This is a genomic window from Paenisporosarcina sp. NPDC076907 (assembly GCF_050269735.1).
Taxonomy (GTDB): Bacteria; Bacillota; Bacilli; order Bacillales_A; family Planococcaceae; genus Paenisporosarcina.
This window is the reverse complement of record NZ_JBNNIX010000005.1, coordinates 19,385-37,908: the sequence shown is the minus strand read 5'-3', so window position 1 is coordinate 37,908 and position 18,524 is coordinate 19,385. Positions and strand designations below refer to the sequence as shown.

The window sequence follows — 18,524 nt, the reverse complement described above, 5'->3', positions numbered from 1 at the left end:
GCGTTTTTTGCATAGGCTAGAAAGATGGAAATAGAAGAGTTAGTGATGTAGAAGGGATGAGAGTTAATGTGTGGTATTACAGGATGGGTGCATTTTGGACGCGACCTACGAACGCAGGCATCGATAGTGGAAAACATGACAAAAACATTGGCCAAACGGGGACCTGATGACGAAAATGTCTGGTTGGAAACACATGCGGTTTTTGGTCATCGACGATTGACGGTTGTTGATCCAATCGGGGGAAAACAACCAATGACGAAAGCACATCATGATAACCGCTATACACTTTGCTATAACGGTGAATTATATAACACGGAAGATATTCGAAAGGAACTGTTGAGAAAAGGTTACTCCTTCTCGGGGCACTCTGATACCGAAGTATTGCTGACTTCCTACATTGAATGGAAAGAGCAGTGTGTGGACTATTTTAATGGAATATTTGCCTTTGCTATTTGGGATGAGAAGGAACAAAAAGTGTTTATCGCACGCGATCGTTTAGGTGTAAAACCGCTGTTTTATTCCGAACATGGTGGAAGCTTACTTTTTGCATCCGAAATTAAAGCTCTTCTTGCCCACCCGGATATGAAAACACAACTGTCCCGTGAAGGATTAGCAGAAGTGCTGGCTGTAGGACCATCCCGAAATCCTGGTTCAGGAGTCTTCCACGGAGTGAAGGAATTGCGACCCGCTCACGCGTTAACCGTTTCACGTCAAGGTCTTCGTATTTGGCGCTACTGGAACGTCAAAAGTGAACATCACACAGATTCTGTTGATGAAACAGCAGAAAAAGTTCGTTTCCTTGTAACGGATGCCGTCGAACGTCAACTAGTATCAGACGTACCACTATGCTCCTTTTTATCAGGCGGGGTGGATTCCAGTGCCATAACAGCCATTGCAGCCAATCGTTATAAACAAGAAGGAAAAGGACCTTTGCATACTTACTCCATTGACTACGAAGACAATGCCAAATTCTTTAAAGCCAATGAATTTCAGCCGAATGCGGATGGCCCATGGATAGATAAAGTCGTCAATACATTCGGAACCGTTCATCACTCGTCCATCATTACGCAAGATCAACTAATCGATCATCTGACTGAAGCTGTCCATGTTCGTGATTTACCGGGTATGGCCGATGTCGACTCTTCACTATTGTGGTTTTGCAGAGAAATCAAACAAGATTTCACAGTAGGCCTGTCTGGAGAATGTGCGGACGAAATCTTTGGTGGGTACCCATGGTTTCACAATGCCAATGATTTAAACGGCACTGGGTTTCCTTGGATGCGATCCACAAATGAGCGGGTATCCTTATTGAAAGATGATTGGCGCCAGAAGCTAAAACTTGAAGATTATGCCCGTCATGCTTATGAACAGAGCGTTGCTGAAACTCCCCGACTCGATGGCGAATCCAGTATCGAAGCAAAACGGAGAGAAATGTTTTATCTTAACATGGTATGGTTCATGACAACACTTCTTGATCGTAAAGACCGGATGAGTATGGGAGCTAGTTTGGAAGTACGCGTTCCATTTGCCGATCACCGGCTTGTTGAATATGCCTGGAATATTCCTTGGGAAATAAAAATGGCGGGAAATAGAGAAAAAGGGATCTTGCGCAAAGCGTTAGAAGGCATGTTACCGAACGAAGTTCTTTACCGTAAAAAAAGTCCATATCCAAAAACGCATAATCCGTATTACACGGACCGTGTCCAAGTTTGGTTAAAAGACCTATTAAATGATAAAAATTCGATTCTCCATGAGCTTTTTGAGGGGGAACGGTTAAATGAATTAATTGATTCGAAAGGGACTGCCTTTAAAGTCCCTTGGTTCGGTCAATTGATGTCTGGACCACAACTTCTTGCCCACCTCGCTCAAATGCACGTGTGGTTTAAAGATAACAAGATCCAACTAATTGATTGACGTATTCAATACCTGAAAGAGCAGATTGAAGTCGAAGTGACTCCATCTGCTCTTTTGTTATGGCTTCATACCGGTGTAAATTTGAATGGCATCTCTAAGAAATGCTGCCGTTCCAGGTTGTTCATTATCATAATAGGCAGTAAATCGTTCATCATCCACATACATCTGCCCGAGTCCTGCGTGAGCTTCCTTGCTATACGTTGGCCAATAATACATAAGCCATTGTTTATGAAGATCCGCCGCTTTTTGGGCAAGGTCACTGGCAGGATCCCCCGTCTTGAAAGCTTCCGCTAAAGTTGTGACAATTTCATTGGCAAGCTTTGTGACTTCATCGTACTGTGCTTGGGTCATGTTTTTTACTTTGCTATTTGATTGGTTGACCGTGTCATCTCCATATTTCGCACGAATTTCTTTGCCATATTGTTGTTCATTATCATCTACCATCTTTTGTTTGAAGCCTTCGAATTTCTCATCGTTCGTCATTGTACATCCCCCCTCTGCTGAAGATATCGTTTTTTCCACGTTGGCAATTAGTAAATCCAGTTGTTGTCGTTTATCGAGGAGTTGTGAACGGTGTTGATTCAAGGCTTTCACACCATCGAATGAAGGGTTGTTCACGATTTGTTTGATGTGTTCGAGACTTAAACCCAGTTCTTTATAAAACAAGATTTGCTGTAACTTATTGACTTCCGCTTGGCCATATATTCGATATCCTGATGAATTGATTCTCGCCGGCTTGAGAAGATCCATCTCGTCATAATAGCGCAAAGTGCGTGAACTGATGCCAGATAATTTCCCTAATTTTTGAACTGTGTATTCCACCTCGTCACCTCCTCTTGATTTCATCGTACACCTTCACGTTACGTCAATGTCAATCGGAACAATCAATAAAATTTAGAGAAAAATCACTTTCGCGCACTACTATAGTAAAACATTCCAATTGACTTATCATATGAACGTATCTATATTAGTACAAGTGAATAAATATAGCCCTCATCAGCTCATGATGAGGAAGTGGTCGTGAAAAACATTAATAACTTGATGTAATCCTATTTTAGAAATCATATTTTCCGGGTAGATATAGAATGAATTGAAAGGAGCATACGCTTATGAATACGGACAAAAAATTAGGCTTATGGATTTTAACTGCATTAGTAGTTGGAAATATGGTGGGATCCGGCATTTTCATGCTGCCCCGCACGTTGAGTGAAGTAGCAAGCCCAGCCGGCGTATTATCCGCATGGTTAGTTACAGGATTTGGCGTGCTGATGATTGCTTTAGTATTTGGTAATCTAGCGCTGAGAAAACCTGATTTAAATGGAGGCCCTCAGATTTACGCCAAAGAATTATTTAAACCTGGCAGTAATGCTTCCACGTTATCTGGATTTATGTCTTCTTGGGGATATTGGATTGGTAATGTGGCCGGTAATGTGGCCATTATCACAACGTTTGCCGGTTACTTAACAACGTTCTTCCCTGTTTTAGTCAATCAGGCTGAACTGTTTACAATCGGTGGTTTCACTTTAAAAGTCGGGAATGCCCTGACCTTTACGGTTTGTACGCTCTTGTTATGGGGAGTGCATTATATCATCCTGAACGGCCTTGAAAATGCCGGAAAGATTAATTTTATTGCCACAGCTACAAAAGTAATTGGATTCATTTTATTTATTGTGATTGGTTTATTCGCGTTTCAAAAGGCGAATATCCTTCCTTTTGTTGCGCCAAGATATGATGAACTTGGAAACTCTATTGGTCTTTTGGGACAAGTGAATGGTGCAGCAGTAGCTACTCTTTGGGCATTCGTTGGCGTTGAATCTGCGATTGTTTTCGCATCGCGTGCAAAAAAACCAATCGATGTTAAGCGTGCAACAACGATCGGACTTCTTATTGCTCTTACCATTTATGTCGGCATTAGCACGCTCGTGTTAGGAATGTTAAGCCATGATGCGCTCATCGCATCTGATAAGCCACTAATTGATGCCATTTCAACAGTGTTGGGACCAGTCGGTGGAAAAATTCTTGCCGCAATCGGTTTGATTAGTTTATTCGGCTCCACGATTGGATGGGTCATGCTTAGTGCTGAAATTCCTTACCAGGCAGCTAAACAAGGGTTGTTCCTTCCTTCATTCGCTAAAGTGAATAAGAAAGGGATACCAGTCTTTTCTTTGGTAATCACTAATTTACTTGCACAGGTGTTCATATTCTCTACGGTATCAAATACGATAGCAGCCGCTTTTGATTTCATCATTATCGTTGCTACACTGTCCTACTTAGTTCCATACTTCATCTCTTCCGCTTTCCAGTTAAAGCTTGTCTTTACTGGTGAAACGTATACGAATGGAAGAAGTAGAATTACGGATGCGATTATCGGTGTTCTTGCTACCCTTTACTCCGTTTGGGTTATTTATGCTGGTACAGCCGATCTTAAGACATTTACATTTGGTGTCCTATTATTGGCCAGTGGAATTCTGTTCTACAATCGTGTTAAAAAAGCGAACAATATTTAATACACAAAACGCCCACTTCATTTTATTGATGAAGTGGGCGTTTTATTATGGTTTAACCTTCAATCATAGTCATACATCGTATCCTGCAATGAATTATCTTCATGATATATTTTCAGTACCCCATTGTGGTCGTTCACATATGGTTTTGCCTTATCCAGCAACTCTTGTTTAGTTTCAGCTACGAAAATTGCTTTACTCCCCGAGTCTTTCTGAAGTTGCCACCCCTCCGAATGCTTCAATACTTTATATACTTCTTGTTTCTCATCCCCACCGACATATTCTCGGGCTTTTTCAGTGGCGATGGCAATGGCTCTGCCCTCTTCCATTCCATCCCGAAGAAGGGCATTGGCAATTTCAATGGCTTTCTTGCGAACGGGTGTGTCCAAGTTCTTAAAAGAATCCGGGTAATCATTATTGTTCCAAGGCATGCGCAAAACTCCTTTTTACATGTAAGGTTCCCATAGAACGTCCCTTCAAAACACTCCTGAGGAAAGTTGGGTGCCGATTTTGTGCAACCTGGAATGCGATTCTGTCTACCTGGAATCCCAAACTGTCTACCTGGATAACAATTCTGTCTACCTGGAACCTCAAACTGTCTACCTGCACACGTTGGCAGTCTACGAAAGTGATATAAATAGACAAAAACACAAAAAAGAGTGCGGGTTAGGCACTCTTTAAATAAATGGGAATTTTTCAGGGGAAATGCGAGTGCATATAACCGTCGTACTAGTGAAGGAATTTCCTATTTATTTAGCATTTCTTTTGGAAAGTTGCCCCGATGATGATGAGTAAAATGAAAAGAACTACAATTAATGCAAAAGTACTCCCTCTACGAGAGCCGTGATCGTAACCACCACATGGTCCATAGCCACCACATGGGCCGTAACCGCCGTAATAATCCATGATAAAGTCCCCCTTTCCTTCAAAGATTCTTATTATGATATGAAGGGGATTTGTAGTGACCTAGGGATTTAGCGGAGAAAAAGGATTTTACTTTTCAGGAAAGCAGATTCTTTTTAAGGCACTTTGCTCATTCATTGACAAAAACGACTGCATATGCAATAATAGCTTAGTTAACAAGTGAGATAGCAAATAGTATTTGAAATTCTGGCATCTACTCGATGTTTTTGATTAAACTTATTCACACTGGCGCGACTATAGGGTCGCAAGGACGTAAAAGAAGGTAGGGTTTACGTTGCTTAAGGAAGACTTCCAGTGGACAAATGACCGCGGCACGGAAAGCAAGGAACACTTTCTTAGGAAATTATTCCCCGAACTATTCGGGATGAAAAATATCATTCAGAGCTTATGTTATCTTATATAATAAGGGACATACCCAATCGGGTATGTCCCTTTTCCAATATAAAACCGTACCGCTACAAGGTTTCCCTGGGATTGGTACGGTTTTGTTATGATTTATTCGCCTAGATCCACATTGTGATAGACTTGTTGCACGTCTTCCAAGTCTTCAATTGCATCAATCATTTTCTCGAATTGCGCTTGCGCTTCCGCTTCAAGTGTAATGTCGTTTTGCGCAAGCATCGTCAGTTCAGCAACTGTGAATTCAGTAATTCCAACGCTCTTGAATGCTTCTTGAACAGCATGGAATTGATCAGGCTCAGCGTATACAATCACTGATTCTTCTTCTTCCAATACGTCACGCACATCAACGTCGGCATCCACTAACAATTCAAATACTTCGTCAGCCGATTTACCTTCAATCCCAATTACAGCCGTTGCATCAAACATGTATGCAACCGATCCGCTCACACCCATGTTGCCGCCATTTTTACCAAATGCCGCACGTACATCCGAAGCTGTACGGTTAACGTTATTTGTCAGTGTTTCAACGATGACCATCGAGCCGCTTGGACCGAAGCCTTCATATCGAAGTTCATCGTAATTTTCTTCTGAACCGCCTTTTGCTTTTTCAATGGCACGGTCAATGATTGTTTTTGGCACACTATACGTTTTAGCTCGCTCAAGAACGACTTTAAGTGCACGGTTTGATTCCGGATCCGGTTCACCTTGTTTAGCTGCCACATATATTTCTCGGCCAAATTTTGCATAAATACGACTTGTATTTGAATCCTTTGAAGCTTTCTTTTCTTTAATATTATTCCACTTACGTCCCATATCGTATCACTCTCTTTCACGTATATGTATCTATATCATACTATTACTAAAACGGTAGCTGATGACTTGCTTACTGTTGCATTATACACCAACAGACATGGAAGTTTCGAGTGAAATCTCATCCGCCTGACTTCTAAGATGCCATTAAAAAAGCGAACTCTAGAGAGTCCGCTTTTGTTTTTAGAGACCTTCAGTACCGATACGCGGTTGAGTGACCACTGTCTCCGTATTTTCATTCTTTTCTTCTGAAACATCATTTGAAGAAAGTTTTACATTCTTTTTTTCCGTTTCCTTACGTGTCTTTATTCTTTCATCTTTTTTCTCTTTGTTCTTGGGATCAAACATTGGTACACCTCCTCAAAATTTGTTTGTTTAGGTTAGGTATACCCGTAATCAACTTTTATCACACTTCCTATACAATGGCAGATTTTATTTTCCAAAATCCGATACCTTTTTAGACTATTTTGGAAGATGTCCTTTCTTATAAATAGTTTTTTCTCGGAGTAACCAAAAAGACGAATGTTCTTCAATTAAAATAATTAAATCGTTCGATATTGAACTTGAAAATCACTTGAATCAAAGGGTTTTGTAAGTTAATATTGTCAAATAGAGATTTTAGGAGTCATTTCACAAAGAGAGATGGTTTTTAACTCGTAAGCAAACTTAACAGAAGAAGAACAATTTTACTCATCAGAATCATTTAATGGTTTTAATAAAAGGAATTAGGAAGGTTGGGAAATTCATGACGTTTACAGACTTATCGATCGCAACGAACGCAACTATGTTACCAATCCAGGAAATCGCCGATAAAGCGGGAATTCCTAGAAAAGCACTTGAACTTTACGGTAATTTCAAAGCTAAAATTGACGTTTCTTCCCTGCCACCTGCAACGAAAAATGGAAAAGTCGTTTTAGTTACAGCGATTAGTCCCACACCAGCAGGAGAAGGAAAATCGACTGTAACAGTCGGATTGGCTGACGCTTTTAACCAGTTGAACGAATCGGTCATTGTGGCCTTGCGTGAACCTTCTTTAGGCCCTGTTATGGGCATGAAAGGCGGCGCAACAGGTGGTGGCTTTGCACAAGTATTGCCAATGGAAGACATCAACCTCCATTTCACGGGTGATATACATGCCATCACGACTGCCAATAACGCCTTATCAGCTTTTATCGACAATCACTTACATCAAGGAAATGAACTGAATCTCGATCCACGAAGAATTGCCTGGAAACGCGTACTCGATATGAACGACCGCGCATTAAGACAAATTACCATCGGATTGGGTGGTCCAATGCAAGGAGTTCCGAGACAGGATGGGTTTGACATCACTGTCGCTTCAGAAATTATGGCTGTCCTATGCCTTGCCACTTCTTTGGAAGATTTGAAGGAGAAGCTTGCGCAAATGGTCATTGCGTTCACATACGATAAAGAACCCGTAACGGTTCGTCAGCTAGGTGTAGAAGGTGCTTTGACAATGCTATTAAAAGACGCTTTCAAGCCGAACTTAGTTCAAACGATTGAAGGAACTCCTGCCATTATTCACGGTGGTCCTTTTGCCAATATTGCACATGGCTGCAACTCCTTGATGGCAACTAACACAGCAAGAAGACTAGCGGATATCGTCGTAACTGAAGCAGGGTTCGGAGCGGATTTAGGTGCAGAGAAATTCATGCACATCAAATCCAGAAAAGGGAATTTCCATCCTGATGCCGTTGTCATTGTCGCAACGGTTCGCGCATTGAAAATGCATGGTGGCGTCGAGAAAAATGAATTGACGCACCCAAATGCTGATGCGGTTAGACGAGGAATGACCAATTTGGCTAAACATGTGGATACCGTCCGTCAGTTTGGCATTGAGCCTGTCATCGCTTTGAACCGTTTTATCACAGATCAAGAAGATGAAATGCAAGAGATTATGGATTGGGCTAAAGTAAACGGTGTGAATATTGCTTTGACGAATGTTTGGGAGCAAGGTGGTAAAGGTGGACTTGAGTTGGCCAAGCTCGTGCAAGAGGAACTTATTAAACCGACCGATTTCAAGTTGCTGTATGACGAAACAGATTCCGTAGAAGAGAAACTGCGGGTGATTGTCCAGCAAGTGTACGGTGGAGCGGGCGTTCAACTGACAGATAACGCAAAGAGGAAACTAAATGAACTGAAAAAATATGGTTGGGACGCGCTACCTATTTGTATGGCGAAAACACAATACTCTCTTTCAGATCAACCTTCCCTTCTCGGACGTCCTGAAGGCTTCACGATTACAATTCGCGATATTATCCCAAAACTTGGCGCAGGATTCCTAGTCTGCCTCACGGGTGATATCATGACGATGCCAGGATTGCCAAAACAACCTGCTGCGCTAAAAATGAATATTGACGCAGAAGGCAATGCTGTCGGGTTGTTTTAACGTACTGTTTTATTAATAAGAAAAAGCACGGATTTCGCAGAGTCTCTTCTAATGAAAGGGACCCTCCAAAAACACGTGCTTTTTTATTTGAACCTAATCGCTGAACTTAAAAAATGTTTTGTATTACATTTATGCATTCACGGTCTTTAGCTGTTTCCACCGTTTTACTTTTGCCCGCTCCACAAAGTCTGATTGATTTGCGTACTCACGAATAACGTCTTTGATTTCTTCCGCGCTGTACTGATCATTTCGGTTATGAGCAAGTGATGGATAACCCGAACCACGTTGTAAATAATCGGAGCTTGCCACTGAATACCAAATATCATCTTCCATTTCGCGCTCACCTATCATCACACGTTTAATCGTTTTGCCGTCGTGTACAATTTCTGCGCCTGAAATGTGCAGTCTGCCGACGAATTTCCCTCTAAATCCAGGGCCTCTGCCGTCAGCCAAACAAACCTGAGCATCTAATGATTGCTCTAACGCCAACTTGATGTCTTTGCCTTTCACTTCAAATGAAGTAGGGTTTAAAGGAGAAGGACAAATCTCAATCAACTTCTTATTGGAGAGATTGTGGAACAGACCTGCATTCGCAATGCCACTGTTCATTAAACCGATCTCGCAACCCAACATGTCTTTTAATCCATCAGCAATTAGATTCGTTAATGGGTTTTCTTCCAACACATCATGCCAAAGAGGCTCTTCAAGATCATATAGCGGCTGACTCAATACCGTTATGGCTTTTGCTTTATTTTCTTTCAAAATAAATACGATTCGTTCATCGATCTCTTCCTGTTTTGTCGGAAGAGTAGCTGAATACAGTAATTCCACGCTGTTATCTTCACTTACTTCGATGTCCACAATTCCTAAATATTCTCCGTAATTACCGGCACTGTTCATGATTGTTCCATGAGCAATTTTTGCTTCACTGTAAAGCTGGTGATCATGCGCAGACAGGATAATATCGATTTCTGGAATATCTTTAGCAACATCTTCATCAGCCGTAGTCCCTATATGGCTCAGTAATATACATAGGTCATAGTGTCCTTCATTGCGTTTAATTTCGTTTGCTATCATCTCTTTATACGGATATACGTGGATTCCTAAACCTTCATTGAAAACCCCCATATCCGGGGATGAGCCGGTAATCAAAATACGAAGACCATTTTTCACCACAATTGTACTCGAAACTACTCCCTTAAGGTTACTCAATTCTTTTTTCACCAAATTGTTGCTGATAAATGGAACGGAACTATGACTCGCCATATGCTCGAGCGTTTCCACACCGTTGAACATTTCGTTGTTTCCTATGGTCAGTGCGTCATATCCTACTTCTTCTAGCAATTCGATAGCAGCGATGCCTTTAGTCCCTTGCAGTTCAATGCTCTTAAAATCCGCAAAATCTCCTCCATCGAGTACAATCGTGTTTTCATTTTTATACATTGAAATAAGTGTGGACATTCTTGAAAAATTATCAAAGTTACTATGTAGGTCATTGGTGTGCAAAATTCGTAATTTCATGATGTTCCCCCAATTTTTCTCTTTAATAGATGATTCTAGTTATCTTTTCACATTCCTTTATATAAAACGTAATAGCATCATAAAATGGCTTGTGACATTCCATATGCTTCTTTAAATACCCATTGATCCAATAAATGCTGCTAATTTTCAACCGGCATCCTAGCTGCCTTTTTTAATGTTGGACAGAAATATTACTTTATAAGAAAACCTTGTAGGGCAACAAAAAACACGAAAAATGAAACGATAATACTTAAAAAACCCCACGCTGCTTTTGGTTTTTTCTGAAATCCTTCTATTCCAACAACCATCATATTCGCCCCTAGGAACAGCATTATGACTGGAAGTAGCTCAAAGTTTTTGGTGATTAAACTATAGATTGATAGTGTCAGCACGAGAATTGAGAAAATAAATCTACTTATTATTAACAAGTGCATTCCCCTAACATCAGAAAAGATATTTTTATTACGACGGAAACCATTTTCTCACGAATACGTTTCTTACTTAAAGAGGAGTGGAAACCATGACTAACAAGCAAAGGACAGTATTAAAAGTAGCGGCATATTTTTGTTTGCTTTTCGGTTCTCTAATATTAGGTTTATTTCTGATCGTAAATCATTTGTTCTTTAATATTAATCGGATACCTCAGGGTGATTTGCTCGCTGAGGAAGTTTCCCCTACCCGAGAATATACAGTCCTGACTTATGTAATCAATAGCCATTCTACAGTTGCGCCAGCTGTCAGAGGCGAAGTGATTTATCATAATAAGAACGATCAAAAACGAAATATGTATTGGTCCTACCGTATGGAAGAAGGCAAGATTGAGTGGATTAACGATCATACAGTCGCCATTAATGGGATGAACCTCGATGTTCGTAAGGATACATACGACTTCAGAAAAGACTAAGGCTTTCAATTGAACATCACTTGTTCAAAACAACATCTTAAATCCCGTTAAGATGTTCCTGCTTATTTAGGAATCTGATGATTCGAGCGTTCTCTTTTATTTCAAGTAAATGAATGCCTGTATCTCCTGTTGGAAAAATGAATTCACTATTCATCGGTTGTTTGAGAAATGCTTTTAATAAATTTGAAATCGTTCCACCGTGAGAAACAATAGCAACTCGTTCATAATGTTGGTATTCATACAAGATCTTATGGAAGATGCCATCAACTCTGAAACGGAATTCTAAATCAGATTCACCATCTTGAATGGGAACATGAGCTGGTCTTCCGCCTTCAGGTAAAGGGTATTTATTCGCCGCTTCTTTTCTTGATAGTCCAGCAAGTACTCCATTGTTAAATTCCATCAAATCATTCTCTACGATTAATTCGCAGCCTATTGATTCTTGTAAAAGGGTGGCTGTCCTTTTAGCCCTTTTTAATGGACTCGTTAGGATGATGCTTGGTGGATAATGCTGTTCTATGTAGGTTGCCATTTTACTCGCTTGCTTCTCCCCCTCCTCCGTTAAGGGAAAGTCCGCTCTACCTTCATGTACACCTAATAAATCCGCTTCTGATTCTCCATGCCTTATGATTAACAGTTCCATAAAAAAGCCTCCCTTTAAAAACACATACTTAGATTGTGGCATGTATTGTTATTTATTTACAATGAAATTTTTTATTTATTTTAATAATTATTCAACTTTTGCTGTGCATTTATATAGAATCACTAAGACAAAGAGTTCCAATTCGCTTTGGACTTTAATCAACCCCACTATTGACTTGAAAATGGCGTTGACGTAGGAAAGATTAGCGTTGACGTAGGAAAAATCGAGGTTGACGTAGGAATTTTAGGAGTTCACGGTTTGGCCCCCTCTATTTAGACACCATCTTTAAAATTAAAGACTAATCTCATGTGAATGGCCATTATTTTCTTGAAAACGTTCTAAAAATTGGCAAGGTGAAAGGTAGTTTAAGCTTCCATGATATCGTCGTTCATTGTAAAAATCGATAAATACATCCAATTTTTCATATGCATGATCAAAACATTCAAAGTCGTGTTGCTGAAAACATTCTCGTTCTAGGATGCTATGAAATGATTCGATATACGCATTTGAATTCGGCGATTTTTTGGGAATTCGTTCATGATAAATCCGTTTATCCTCACAAAAATCGCCAAAGTGTTCGCTTACGAATTGTGGACCATTGTCTGTCCGAATGATCAATCGTTTCTCTTGTTCATCGTCCTTGGGACGAGGGACGTTACGACGTATCAAGGAATCTTGAATCATATTGGTTATACTAGTAGCTTTACAATCAGATCCTCGATAATAGCCAACGATAGAACGATCAAAAACATCAATTGCACTTGCGACAAAGAAGAAACGACCACTTTGTTCGATAGATCCATATTTAATGTCTAATTGCCACATCTCATTTGGACCTGTAATAACGTGATTTCTTGCCAAACGCCGTGGGTGTTTGCTTTTCTTCTTGCGCTGCGGCAAGAGGATGCCCATCTCTTTGCAGAGGCGATATACCTTCTTTGCGTTGATTTTTAAATCATACACAGTCTTTAAGTGGTAGGTAAGTTTTCGGTAACCATACACGCTTTCTTCACCCTCAATCGCTTCCATCAGAAACTCTTGAATCTGTTCATCCGAAATTCGCTCTTCCTTGTTGGTTAAGGAAAACCCCGGACACGGACGTCCACGCACTTCCTCTTTTTCAGGATTTTGAGCGACCGGCTTATAGTAAAACATGGAACGGGTTATTCGAAGGAATTTCATCATCCGTTTAATGGGAAACCCTTCTTCATGCCATTCTTTTACCATCTCCAACTGTCCCTTTACACTAAAGTGTTTTTTTTTACGATTTCTCGCAAGAAGGCAACTTCAAGTTCTTTTTCACCCAACAGCTTCATGGCCTGATCATACTTCTTCTGGAGCTCGTCATGAGTAGGCTCATCCGAAAGGATGGAAATATCCTCTTTTTCCATTTGATCGCCAACCTCATCTTGGTATTCAATCATCCACTTTTTTAACGTTGAACGATCGATTCCAGCTTTTCGTGCAATGGAAGCATTGTTTCCCGTCTCTAATGCCATGCGAACATATTTCTTTTTCACTTCTTCAACTACGGCAATTTTCTTATTAGGCATTTCTTTCCCCTCCTATTCGATTTAAACATCCGCTCACAAGTTTGGTTATATTGTAACTCGCTTACTTTATGGTGTCTAAAACTTTAAGGGGGCTTAAGAGTTCACGTAGGAATAATTGACGTTGACGTTGTAAAAGCATCTTTTGGCGTTTTCTTATGGAGTGGTAGATATCAGTTTAGGGATCAGCCTATAGTTTGTTTTCCATAAGAAAGTTGAGTATTTAGAAAAAATAGATACCAAGAAGAGATTCCTTATGTTATGATATCCAAAATTAAAAGCAATGAAGAGAACAGTAAGTCATCTGAATTCTTTAACAGAGAGTCTGGTAGCTGAAAAAGGGTAAGCATTCACTGATTGAAACAAGACTCTGAGCTTCACATGGGAACCTTGAGTTATAGGGGGATGGTGTGACGGTAGCTTCCGTTAAAGAGCTCAAGTATAAGCATGAAATTCATGCCGTACTTGAAAAGGTTTTGATGGTGACATCAGAACAAACTGGGGTGGTACCACGACATGTCAATCTCGTCCCCAAGACAAATCGTCTTGGAGGTGGGATTTTTTTGTTTGCTAAAAAAAATGTCGGAGGGAAAATGAATGGAATTATGTAAATGGAAATACAATGCTTATTATTTAAGTGCCGTCGGAATAGCGAATATTGGGGGATGGATCTATTTATTGGCCATCAACTTAATGATTTTTGAAAGGACAGGTTCTGCAGCGGCAGTTGCGGTACTGTATATGATTAAACCTTTTGCATTTATGCTGATGGGATTTTGGGCGGGCAGTGTGATCGATCGCGTTTCAACGAAGAACTTGATGATTGTCCTCGATGTAGTGCGTGCATCACTGATTTTATTCATTCCTTTTCTAGATTCCATATGGACTATCTATGCAGTTGTAATGATTATTCAAATGGCAGGTGCCATGTTTGGGCCAGCCTCTTTTACCTATATGACGATGTTATTGCCGGAAGTCGAGCGAAAACAATTCAACGCCAAGCTTAGTTTTGTTCATTCTGGCGCGTTCATCTTGGGTCCTGCTATTGCGGGGATATTATTTATGCTAGGCTCTCTTGAAATGGCGTTGTTTGTGAATACTGGTACGTTTTTATTGTCGGCTGGATTGATCTATTTGCTTCCGAGACAAAACCGTAGAGACTCATCTGAATCTACAAACTTTACATGGGGGACTATCGTAAAGGATTGGCATTTAGTCTGGAATTTCAGTAAAATGGCTTTCCCTTTTGTTGTCGTGTATATGATCTTTCAAATGGTCATGTTGTTAACTGCTGCGCTCGATTCAACTGAGGTGGCTTTTGCCAAAGAAGTTCTTCATTTAACGGATGCTGCCTACGGTTCACTTGTAAGTGTGGCCGGAATTGGATTCTTAATTGGTGCAATTAGTACGAATATGCTAGTCAAGTTCACTTCTGCCAAACAGTTAATGTGCAGTGGAACCATTTTGGTGTCCATTGGTTACGTAGTATATAGTTTTTCAACGAACTACTTGATGGCAAGTAGCGGATTTTTCATTCTTTGTTTCTCATTAGCCCTGGCAAATACGGGTTTCACGACCTACATCCAAGAAAACATTCCGATTGAAATGATGGGAAGAATATCCAGTTTATATGGAATGGTGGTCTACACTTTGCAATTGTTAGCTGTTCTGGTTATTGGAATAGCGGCACACTGGTTTTCGATACAAGCAGTCGTAATCGGTGGTTCCCTTATGATGTTAGTTATTTCTCTGTTCCTGATTGTTTCAGTAAACCGTCTATCCTCATCCAAATTGGCAATAGGTTAACTCGGTAAATATGTTCTCCAACACAAATATCCCCGCTGCTTGTTTTTATCAGCGGGGATTTATTAATTTTATGTTCACTATCATTACTTACTAGTTACTGTGAATTTATTAAATTAAAGTGAAGTATGCACCAATCAAACAGAAGCCAAGAAGCGTCATCATGAAAATTTTTATAAACGTGGTCTCATGAATGGACTCAATCAGAATTTCTTTTATTGTTACCATATAAATCATCCCAATGGACAGGCTGATAAAAGCAGACCAGAGAAGCGGATTAGGCATCTCTAAATTACTCCCTATAAAAGCACCCGCTCCCACTGGTAATGAAACGAGCACAGAAAGTAGTAGCATGGTCCTTTTGTGAACACCCGATATCAGTAATGGTGTAAAGACAATCAACCCTTCCGGAATATTGTGAAGGAGGATCATTTGGAGGATAGATCGAGATAAACTAGTGTCCTGAACAGCTCCTAAACTTATTCCTATAGGAATGTTATGTATGGAAATGCCGACTAGCAGCATCAAGCCTGTGTAAAAAACGGCTGGCTTTTTGCCATCCCTTCCTCTCACGTTATGTAATCTGAAGAATCCGTGCAAAAAGTTGAACAAGAATACTCCTGCTAAAACTCCTGCAATAAAAGTAAACCAATTGCCGAGCTCAATAGCTTCTGGTGCGACTTCAAAACTCAGTAACCCAAGAATCAACCCAGCACATAAGCAAAGGACAGCATCCGTGTTCTTCTTCAGTCCCTTAATCCCCCAAGCCATGATTCCTCCTAAACCAAAACCGATGGCAGTAAATATTGTGCCCATCGCCAAAATTGAAGACATTCAAATCACCCTCACGTTCCTTGTCTCTATGTTTATATGGGTTATGGCAGATATTTATGAAACCTTCCCCCCTGTTTCTTAGTGGAGCATGAGCTCTAGAAATACAGGAGATTTTTATGTTTATGGAGAATACATCAATTACTTGCCAACCAGAAAGGGTGCTCGGAATGTTAAAAATCAATTCTGAAATCGAAGAACTAGAGAAAGAAATCATGGAGAAAAAGCAACTTTTAAAGACATTAAAAAAAGCTGCTCCATATACTCTTGTAAAGAACTATGAGTTTTTAACAAGTGACGGTCAGTCCATTACTTTACTTGAACTTTTTGGAGATCGAAATGAATTAATTGTGGTTCAAAATATGGGGAAATCCTGTTCCTATTGCACGATGTGGGCGGATGGCTTCAGCGGAGTGTACGATTATCTTGTAAGTAAGGCACCTTTTGTTTTAGCTACTCCTGATTCTCCGGAAGTGCAGCAATCGTTCGCTAAAGAACGAAACTGGCCATTTCCGATGGTTTCTACGATAAACAATAGTTTCAAAAAGGATATGGGATTTGAAAAAGATGGCTACCAACATCCTGGTGTCTCAACCTTTATAAAAGAGGACGATGGCTCCATCTTTTTGGTAGCTAACGATGTTTTTGGACCCGGAGATGATTATAGCTCTCCATGGCACTTCTTTGATTTGTTAGATTCAGGTGTTAAAGGTTTTAAACCAAATGCCGTGAAAAAAAGATGACGAATCAATCATTATAAAGAAAAATCCGCTTGCTCTTAAATCGAGTAAGCGGATTTCCTATGTGATATTTAGTTCTTCTTAACAAATTCCGATTTCAGCTTCATCGCTCCAAAACCATCAATTTTACAATCGATATCATGGTCACCATCAACCAGACGGATACTCTTCACTTTTGTTCCGATTTTTAAGACAGATGAACTTCCTTTAACTTTCAGGTCTTTAATGACGGTTACAGAATCACCATCATTCAATACATTGCCATTCGCATCTCTAACCACTTTATCTTCTACACTATTTTCATTTTTCGATTCCAACGTCCACTTATGTGCACATTCCGGACAAACCAACATAGTCCCATCCTCGTAAGTATAGGCTGAATTGCAGTTTGGGCAATTTGGTAAATCTGACATAAATTCACTACCTCCAAGCAATAATATTCATTTTATAGGTAAGAATCATTTGAGAACCTTATTAATTTGATCACATACAAGTTCTATTTGATTAATCATACCAATTATACACCTCTCCCCCTTTTCAATTCTCTTCCAGAAAATGATAGCATAAACTTTGTTACACCCCGTTTAAATGGGCATCAATAGAAAATAAATCTTCCTTGTTTAAATAAGCTAATATCCATAATAGTAATATAAATCGCTCATAAATAGCCAAGTTTCTTGAGGTCCTTGTATACTATCCAAGAAAACTTTTTTCTTCCCTCTTTGTTTAAATGATCTGGATCGATAAAGTAATCTTTGTTGTCCAAGAATCTCTGGTCACTCATATAATTTAAAAAAGGAACATCTAATTCAAGAGCTTTTAAGTACTGAAAAACAAGTCTGTTCATTACTTCTTCATTGAAATACTCTTGATAAGACTGTTGTACTGGCTCCATGGTTAATATTACTCGGTACCCCTTCTCGCTACAATAATCTACCATCTCTCTTAACTGCTTCACATTTTGTTCAATGCTATTGTTTTCAACGGCTTCGTTATATTGTGCTTCTACGTGCTCATATTTTCTTTCCGAATAGTTTTTGCCGTTATTTGCCCAAGGTTGATGAGCATTCCATTTAAAGTTTTTCAATTTACCCGACAGCGCAGAGTTAAAACGCCCACTATTTAACCCAGGTAAGTACAAGTAACTGTAATAATCTATTAATCGAAAAGGTTCAATTTCTTTGCGATCCAAAACGTTATAATAATTTCCTACGTAATTGGCCCTAGAATTTGCGAAAGTAATTTGAGAGATGGAAATGATGACTACACCATCAGGTTTAAGATACTTGCCATACTCTCTCAACAATTTAAAGTCGTACTGAATCGTCTGAGCAGGTAGTGCTAAGTCCAGATGGGACAAGCCAGTAGGCTTAAAATTGTAACCATACATTGAATGAGATGCACCTAAATTGATGATATCAACTGGATGTGGATGTTTCTTAAACGCCAGTATTGCATGGTTGATGTTGTAATCATGAGAATGTTTTACAAAGCTATTTACTGGCATAAACAATAGTAAAACAACTGTAATGATAATTGATAACTTAATAAATAAACGTCCCATAGCA

Annotated in this window: 19 protein-coding genes and 1 other annotated feature; of the genes, 6 read left to right on the top strand and 13 right to left on the bottom strand. The window is 39.8% G+C overall.

From position 1 onward, the window contains the following. The first annotated feature begins 66 nt into the window (after positions 1–66). Positions 67–1,914: an asparagine synthase (glutamine-hydrolyzing) gene (asnB, locus tag ACQKEV_RS14450; RefSeq protein ID WP_427447391.1), complete on the top strand. Its 1,848-nt coding sequence runs from the start codon at positions 67–69 to the stop codon at positions 1,912–1,914. Positions 1,915–1,971: 57 nt separating this feature from the next. Here asnB and ACQKEV_RS14445 read toward each other — a convergent pair whose 3' ends face one another. Next, the gene (locus ACQKEV_RS14445) at positions 1,972–2,736 is read right to left on the bottom strand and encodes a MerR family transcriptional regulator (RefSeq protein WP_427447393.1); all 765 of its coding nucleotides are present in this window, start codon (positions 2,734–2,736) and stop codon (positions 1,972–1,974) included. Between the two features lie 287 nt (positions 2,737–3,023). Between ACQKEV_RS14445 and ACQKEV_RS14440 the strand changes: the two genes are divergently transcribed. Continuing rightward, positions 3,024–4,421: an amino acid permease gene (locus ACQKEV_RS14440; protein ID WP_427447395.1), complete on the top strand. Its 1,398-nt coding sequence runs from the start codon at positions 3,024–3,026 to the stop codon at positions 4,419–4,421. Between the two features lie 59 nt (positions 4,422–4,480). On the opposite strand, the gene ACQKEV_RS14435 is transcribed toward ACQKEV_RS14440, so the two are convergent. The 4 genes from ACQKEV_RS14435 to ACQKEV_RS14420 form a co-directional block, all read right to left on the bottom strand. Beyond that, positions 4,481–4,849, bottom strand: coding sequence for a DUF2188 domain-containing protein (locus tag ACQKEV_RS14435; protein ID WP_427447396.1), 369 nt, complete (start codon positions 4,847–4,849; stop codon positions 4,481–4,483). A 322-nt stretch (positions 4,850–5,171) separates the two neighbouring features. Next, positions 5,172–5,324: a YjcZ family sporulation protein gene (locus tag ACQKEV_RS14430; protein ID WP_424471785.1), complete on the bottom strand. Its 153-nt coding sequence runs from the start codon at positions 5,322–5,324 to the stop codon at positions 5,172–5,174. Between the two features lie 513 nt (positions 5,325–5,837). Next, the gene (locus ACQKEV_RS14425) at positions 5,838–6,557 is read right to left on the bottom strand and encodes a YebC/PmpR family DNA-binding transcriptional regulator (RefSeq protein ID WP_427447398.1); all 720 of its coding nucleotides are present in this window, start codon (positions 6,555–6,557) and stop codon (positions 5,838–5,840) included. 180 nt (positions 6,558–6,737) lie between these two features. After that, positions 6,738–6,902 (bottom strand): hypothetical protein, encoded by a 165-nt coding sequence (locus tag ACQKEV_RS14420; RefSeq protein WP_427447399.1) that lies wholly within the window; start codon positions 6,900–6,902, stop codon positions 6,738–6,740. A 397-nt stretch (positions 6,903–7,299) separates the two neighbouring features. Between ACQKEV_RS14420 and ACQKEV_RS14415 the strand changes: the two genes are divergently transcribed. Next, a complete protein-coding gene (locus ACQKEV_RS14415; protein ID WP_427447401.1) occupies positions 7,300–8,964 on the top strand; it encodes a formate--tetrahydrofolate ligase in 1,665 nt (554 codons plus the stop codon). Positions 8,965–9,093: 129 nt separating this feature from the next. Here ACQKEV_RS14415 and ACQKEV_RS14410 read toward each other — a convergent pair whose 3' ends face one another. Both ACQKEV_RS14410 and ACQKEV_RS14405 read right to left on the bottom strand, forming a co-directional pair. Continuing rightward, the gene (locus tag ACQKEV_RS14410; protein WP_427447403.1) at positions 9,094–10,485 is read right to left on the bottom strand and encodes a bifunctional metallophosphatase/5'-nucleotidase; all 1,392 of its coding nucleotides are present in this window, start codon (positions 10,483–10,485) and stop codon (positions 9,094–9,096) included. A 191-nt stretch (positions 10,486–10,676) separates the two neighbouring features. Continuing rightward, positions 10,677–10,817: a DUF3953 domain-containing protein gene (locus ACQKEV_RS14405; RefSeq protein ID WP_427457956.1), complete on the bottom strand. Its 141-nt coding sequence runs from the start codon at positions 10,815–10,817 to the stop codon at positions 10,677–10,679. A 188-nt stretch (positions 10,818–11,005) separates the two neighbouring features. On the opposite strand from ACQKEV_RS14405, the gene ACQKEV_RS14400 reads away from it, so the two are divergent. Next, positions 11,006–11,389: a DUF5412 family protein gene (locus tag ACQKEV_RS14400; protein ID WP_427447407.1), complete on the top strand. Its 384-nt coding sequence runs from the start codon at positions 11,006–11,008 to the stop codon at positions 11,387–11,389. A gap of 37 nt (positions 11,390–11,426) precedes the next feature. On the opposite strand, the gene ACQKEV_RS14395 is transcribed toward ACQKEV_RS14400, so the two are convergent. The 3 genes from ACQKEV_RS14395 to ACQKEV_RS14385 all read right to left on the bottom strand — a co-directional run bounded on the left by ACQKEV_RS14395 (position 11,427) and on the right by ACQKEV_RS14385 (position 13,585). Beyond that, the gene (locus ACQKEV_RS14395; protein WP_427447409.1) at positions 11,427–12,032 is read right to left on the bottom strand and encodes a histidine phosphatase family protein; all 606 of its coding nucleotides are present in this window, start codon (positions 12,030–12,032) and stop codon (positions 11,427–11,429) included. 291 nt (positions 12,033–12,323) lie between these two features. Beyond that, entirely contained in the window at positions 12,324–13,259 is a 936-nt protein-coding gene (locus tag ACQKEV_RS14390; protein WP_427457949.1) for an IS3 family transposase, read from the bottom strand. A 14-nt stretch (positions 13,260–13,273) separates the two neighbouring features. Beyond that, positions 13,274–13,585 carry a transposase gene (locus ACQKEV_RS14385; RefSeq protein WP_269925120.1) on the bottom strand — a complete coding sequence of 104 codons (312 nt, stop codon included), beginning with the start codon at positions 13,583–13,585 and terminating at the stop codon, positions 13,274–13,276. A gap of 271 nt (positions 13,586–13,856) precedes the next feature. Next, positions 13,857–14,118 (top strand) — a binding site (T-box leader). Between the two features lie 61 nt (positions 14,119–14,179). On the opposite strand from ACQKEV_RS14385, the gene ACQKEV_RS14380 reads away from it, so the two are divergent. Further along, positions 14,180–15,388 (top strand): MFS transporter, encoded by a 1,209-nt coding sequence (locus ACQKEV_RS14380; protein ID WP_427448145.1) that lies wholly within the window; start codon positions 14,180–14,182, stop codon positions 15,386–15,388. Between the two features lie 108 nt (positions 15,389–15,496). Here the strand turns inward: ACQKEV_RS14380 and ACQKEV_RS14375 are convergent, their stop codons facing one another. Beyond that, positions 15,497–16,219 carry a ZIP family metal transporter gene (locus ACQKEV_RS14375; RefSeq protein ID WP_427448144.1) on the bottom strand — a complete coding sequence of 241 codons (723 nt, stop codon included), beginning with the start codon at positions 16,217–16,219 and terminating at the stop codon, positions 15,497–15,499. 122 nt (positions 16,220–16,341) lie between these two features. Between ACQKEV_RS14375 and ACQKEV_RS14370 the strand changes: the two genes are divergently transcribed. Then, positions 16,342–16,959 carry a DUF899 family protein gene (locus ACQKEV_RS14370; RefSeq protein WP_427448143.1) on the top strand — a complete coding sequence of 206 codons (618 nt, stop codon included), beginning with the start codon at positions 16,342–16,344 and terminating at the stop codon, positions 16,957–16,959. Positions 16,960–17,027: 68 nt separating this feature from the next. Here the strand turns inward: ACQKEV_RS14370 and ACQKEV_RS14365 are convergent, their stop codons facing one another. Both ACQKEV_RS14365 and ACQKEV_RS14360 read right to left on the bottom strand, forming a co-directional pair. Next, positions 17,028–17,369 (bottom strand): zinc ribbon domain-containing protein YjdM, encoded by a 342-nt coding sequence (locus ACQKEV_RS14365; protein ID WP_427448142.1) that lies wholly within the window; start codon positions 17,367–17,369, stop codon positions 17,028–17,030. Positions 17,370–17,614: 245 nt separating this feature from the next. Then, positions 17,615–18,520 (bottom strand): hypothetical protein, encoded by a 906-nt coding sequence (locus tag ACQKEV_RS14360; RefSeq protein ID WP_427457946.1) that lies wholly within the window; start codon positions 18,518–18,520, stop codon positions 17,615–17,617. Positions 18,521–18,524: the final 4 nt, after the last annotated feature.

Bases quoted from the DNA above. Each gene is read 5' to 3' on its own strand.
- ACQKEV_RS14360 (WP_427457946.1), bottom strand. From the start codon at position 18,520: ATGGGACGTTTATTTATTAAGTTATCAATTATCATTACAGTTGTTTTA.
- ACQKEV_RS14390 (WP_427457949.1), bottom strand. From the start codon at position 13,259: ATGGTAAAAGAATGGCATGAAGAAGGGTTTCCCATTAAACGGATGATG.
- ACQKEV_RS14375 (WP_427448144.1), bottom strand. From the start codon at position 16,219: ATGTCTTCAATTTTGGCGATGGGCACAATATTTACTGCCATCGGTTTT.
- ACQKEV_RS14365 (WP_427448142.1), bottom strand. From the start codon at position 17,369: ATGTCAGATTTACCAAATTGCCCAAACTGCAATTCAGCCTATACTTAC.
- ACQKEV_RS14385 (WP_269925120.1), bottom strand. From the start codon at position 13,585: ATGCCTAATAAGAAAATTGCCGTAGTTGAAGAAGTGAAAAAGAAATAT.
- ACQKEV_RS14415 (WP_427447401.1), top strand. From the start codon at position 7,300: ATGACGTTTACAGACTTATCGATCGCAACGAACGCAACTATGTTACCA.
- ACQKEV_RS14410 (WP_427447403.1), bottom strand. From the start codon at position 10,485: ATGAAATTACGAATTTTGCACACCAATGACCTACATAGTAACTTTGAT.
- asnB (WP_427447391.1), top strand. From the start codon at position 67: ATGTGTGGTATTACAGGATGGGTGCATTTTGGACGCGACCTACGAACG.
- ACQKEV_RS14370 (WP_427448143.1), top strand. From the start codon at position 16,342: ATGGAGAATACATCAATTACTTGCCAACCAGAAAGGGTGCTCGGAATG.
- ACQKEV_RS14400 (WP_427447407.1), top strand. From the start codon at position 11,006: ATGACTAACAAGCAAAGGACAGTATTAAAAGTAGCGGCATATTTTTGT.
- ACQKEV_RS14395 (WP_427447409.1), bottom strand. From the start codon at position 12,032: ATGGAACTGTTAATCATAAGGCATGGAGAATCAGAAGCGGATTTATTA.
- ACQKEV_RS14425 (WP_427447398.1), bottom strand. From the start codon at position 6,557: ATGGGACGTAAGTGGAATAATATTAAAGAAAAGAAAGCTTCAAAGGAT.
- ACQKEV_RS14440 (WP_427447395.1), top strand. From the start codon at position 3,024: ATGAATACGGACAAAAAATTAGGCTTATGGATTTTAACTGCATTAGTA.
- ACQKEV_RS14420 (WP_427447399.1), bottom strand. From the start codon at position 6,902: ATGTTTGATCCCAAGAACAAAGAGAAAAAAGATGAAAGAATAAAGACA.
- ACQKEV_RS14405 (WP_427457956.1), bottom strand. From the start codon at position 10,817: ATGCTGTTCCTAGGGGCGAATATGATGGTTGTTGGAATAGAAGGATTT.
- ACQKEV_RS14380 (WP_427448145.1), top strand. From the start codon at position 14,180: ATGGAATTATGTAAATGGAAATACAATGCTTATTATTTAAGTGCCGTC.
- ACQKEV_RS14430 (WP_424471785.1), bottom strand. From the start codon at position 5,324: ATGGATTATTACGGCGGTTACGGCCCATGTGGTGGCTATGGACCATGT.
- ACQKEV_RS14435 (WP_427447396.1), bottom strand. From the start codon at position 4,849: ATGCCTTGGAACAATAATGATTACCCGGATTCTTTTAAGAACTTGGAC.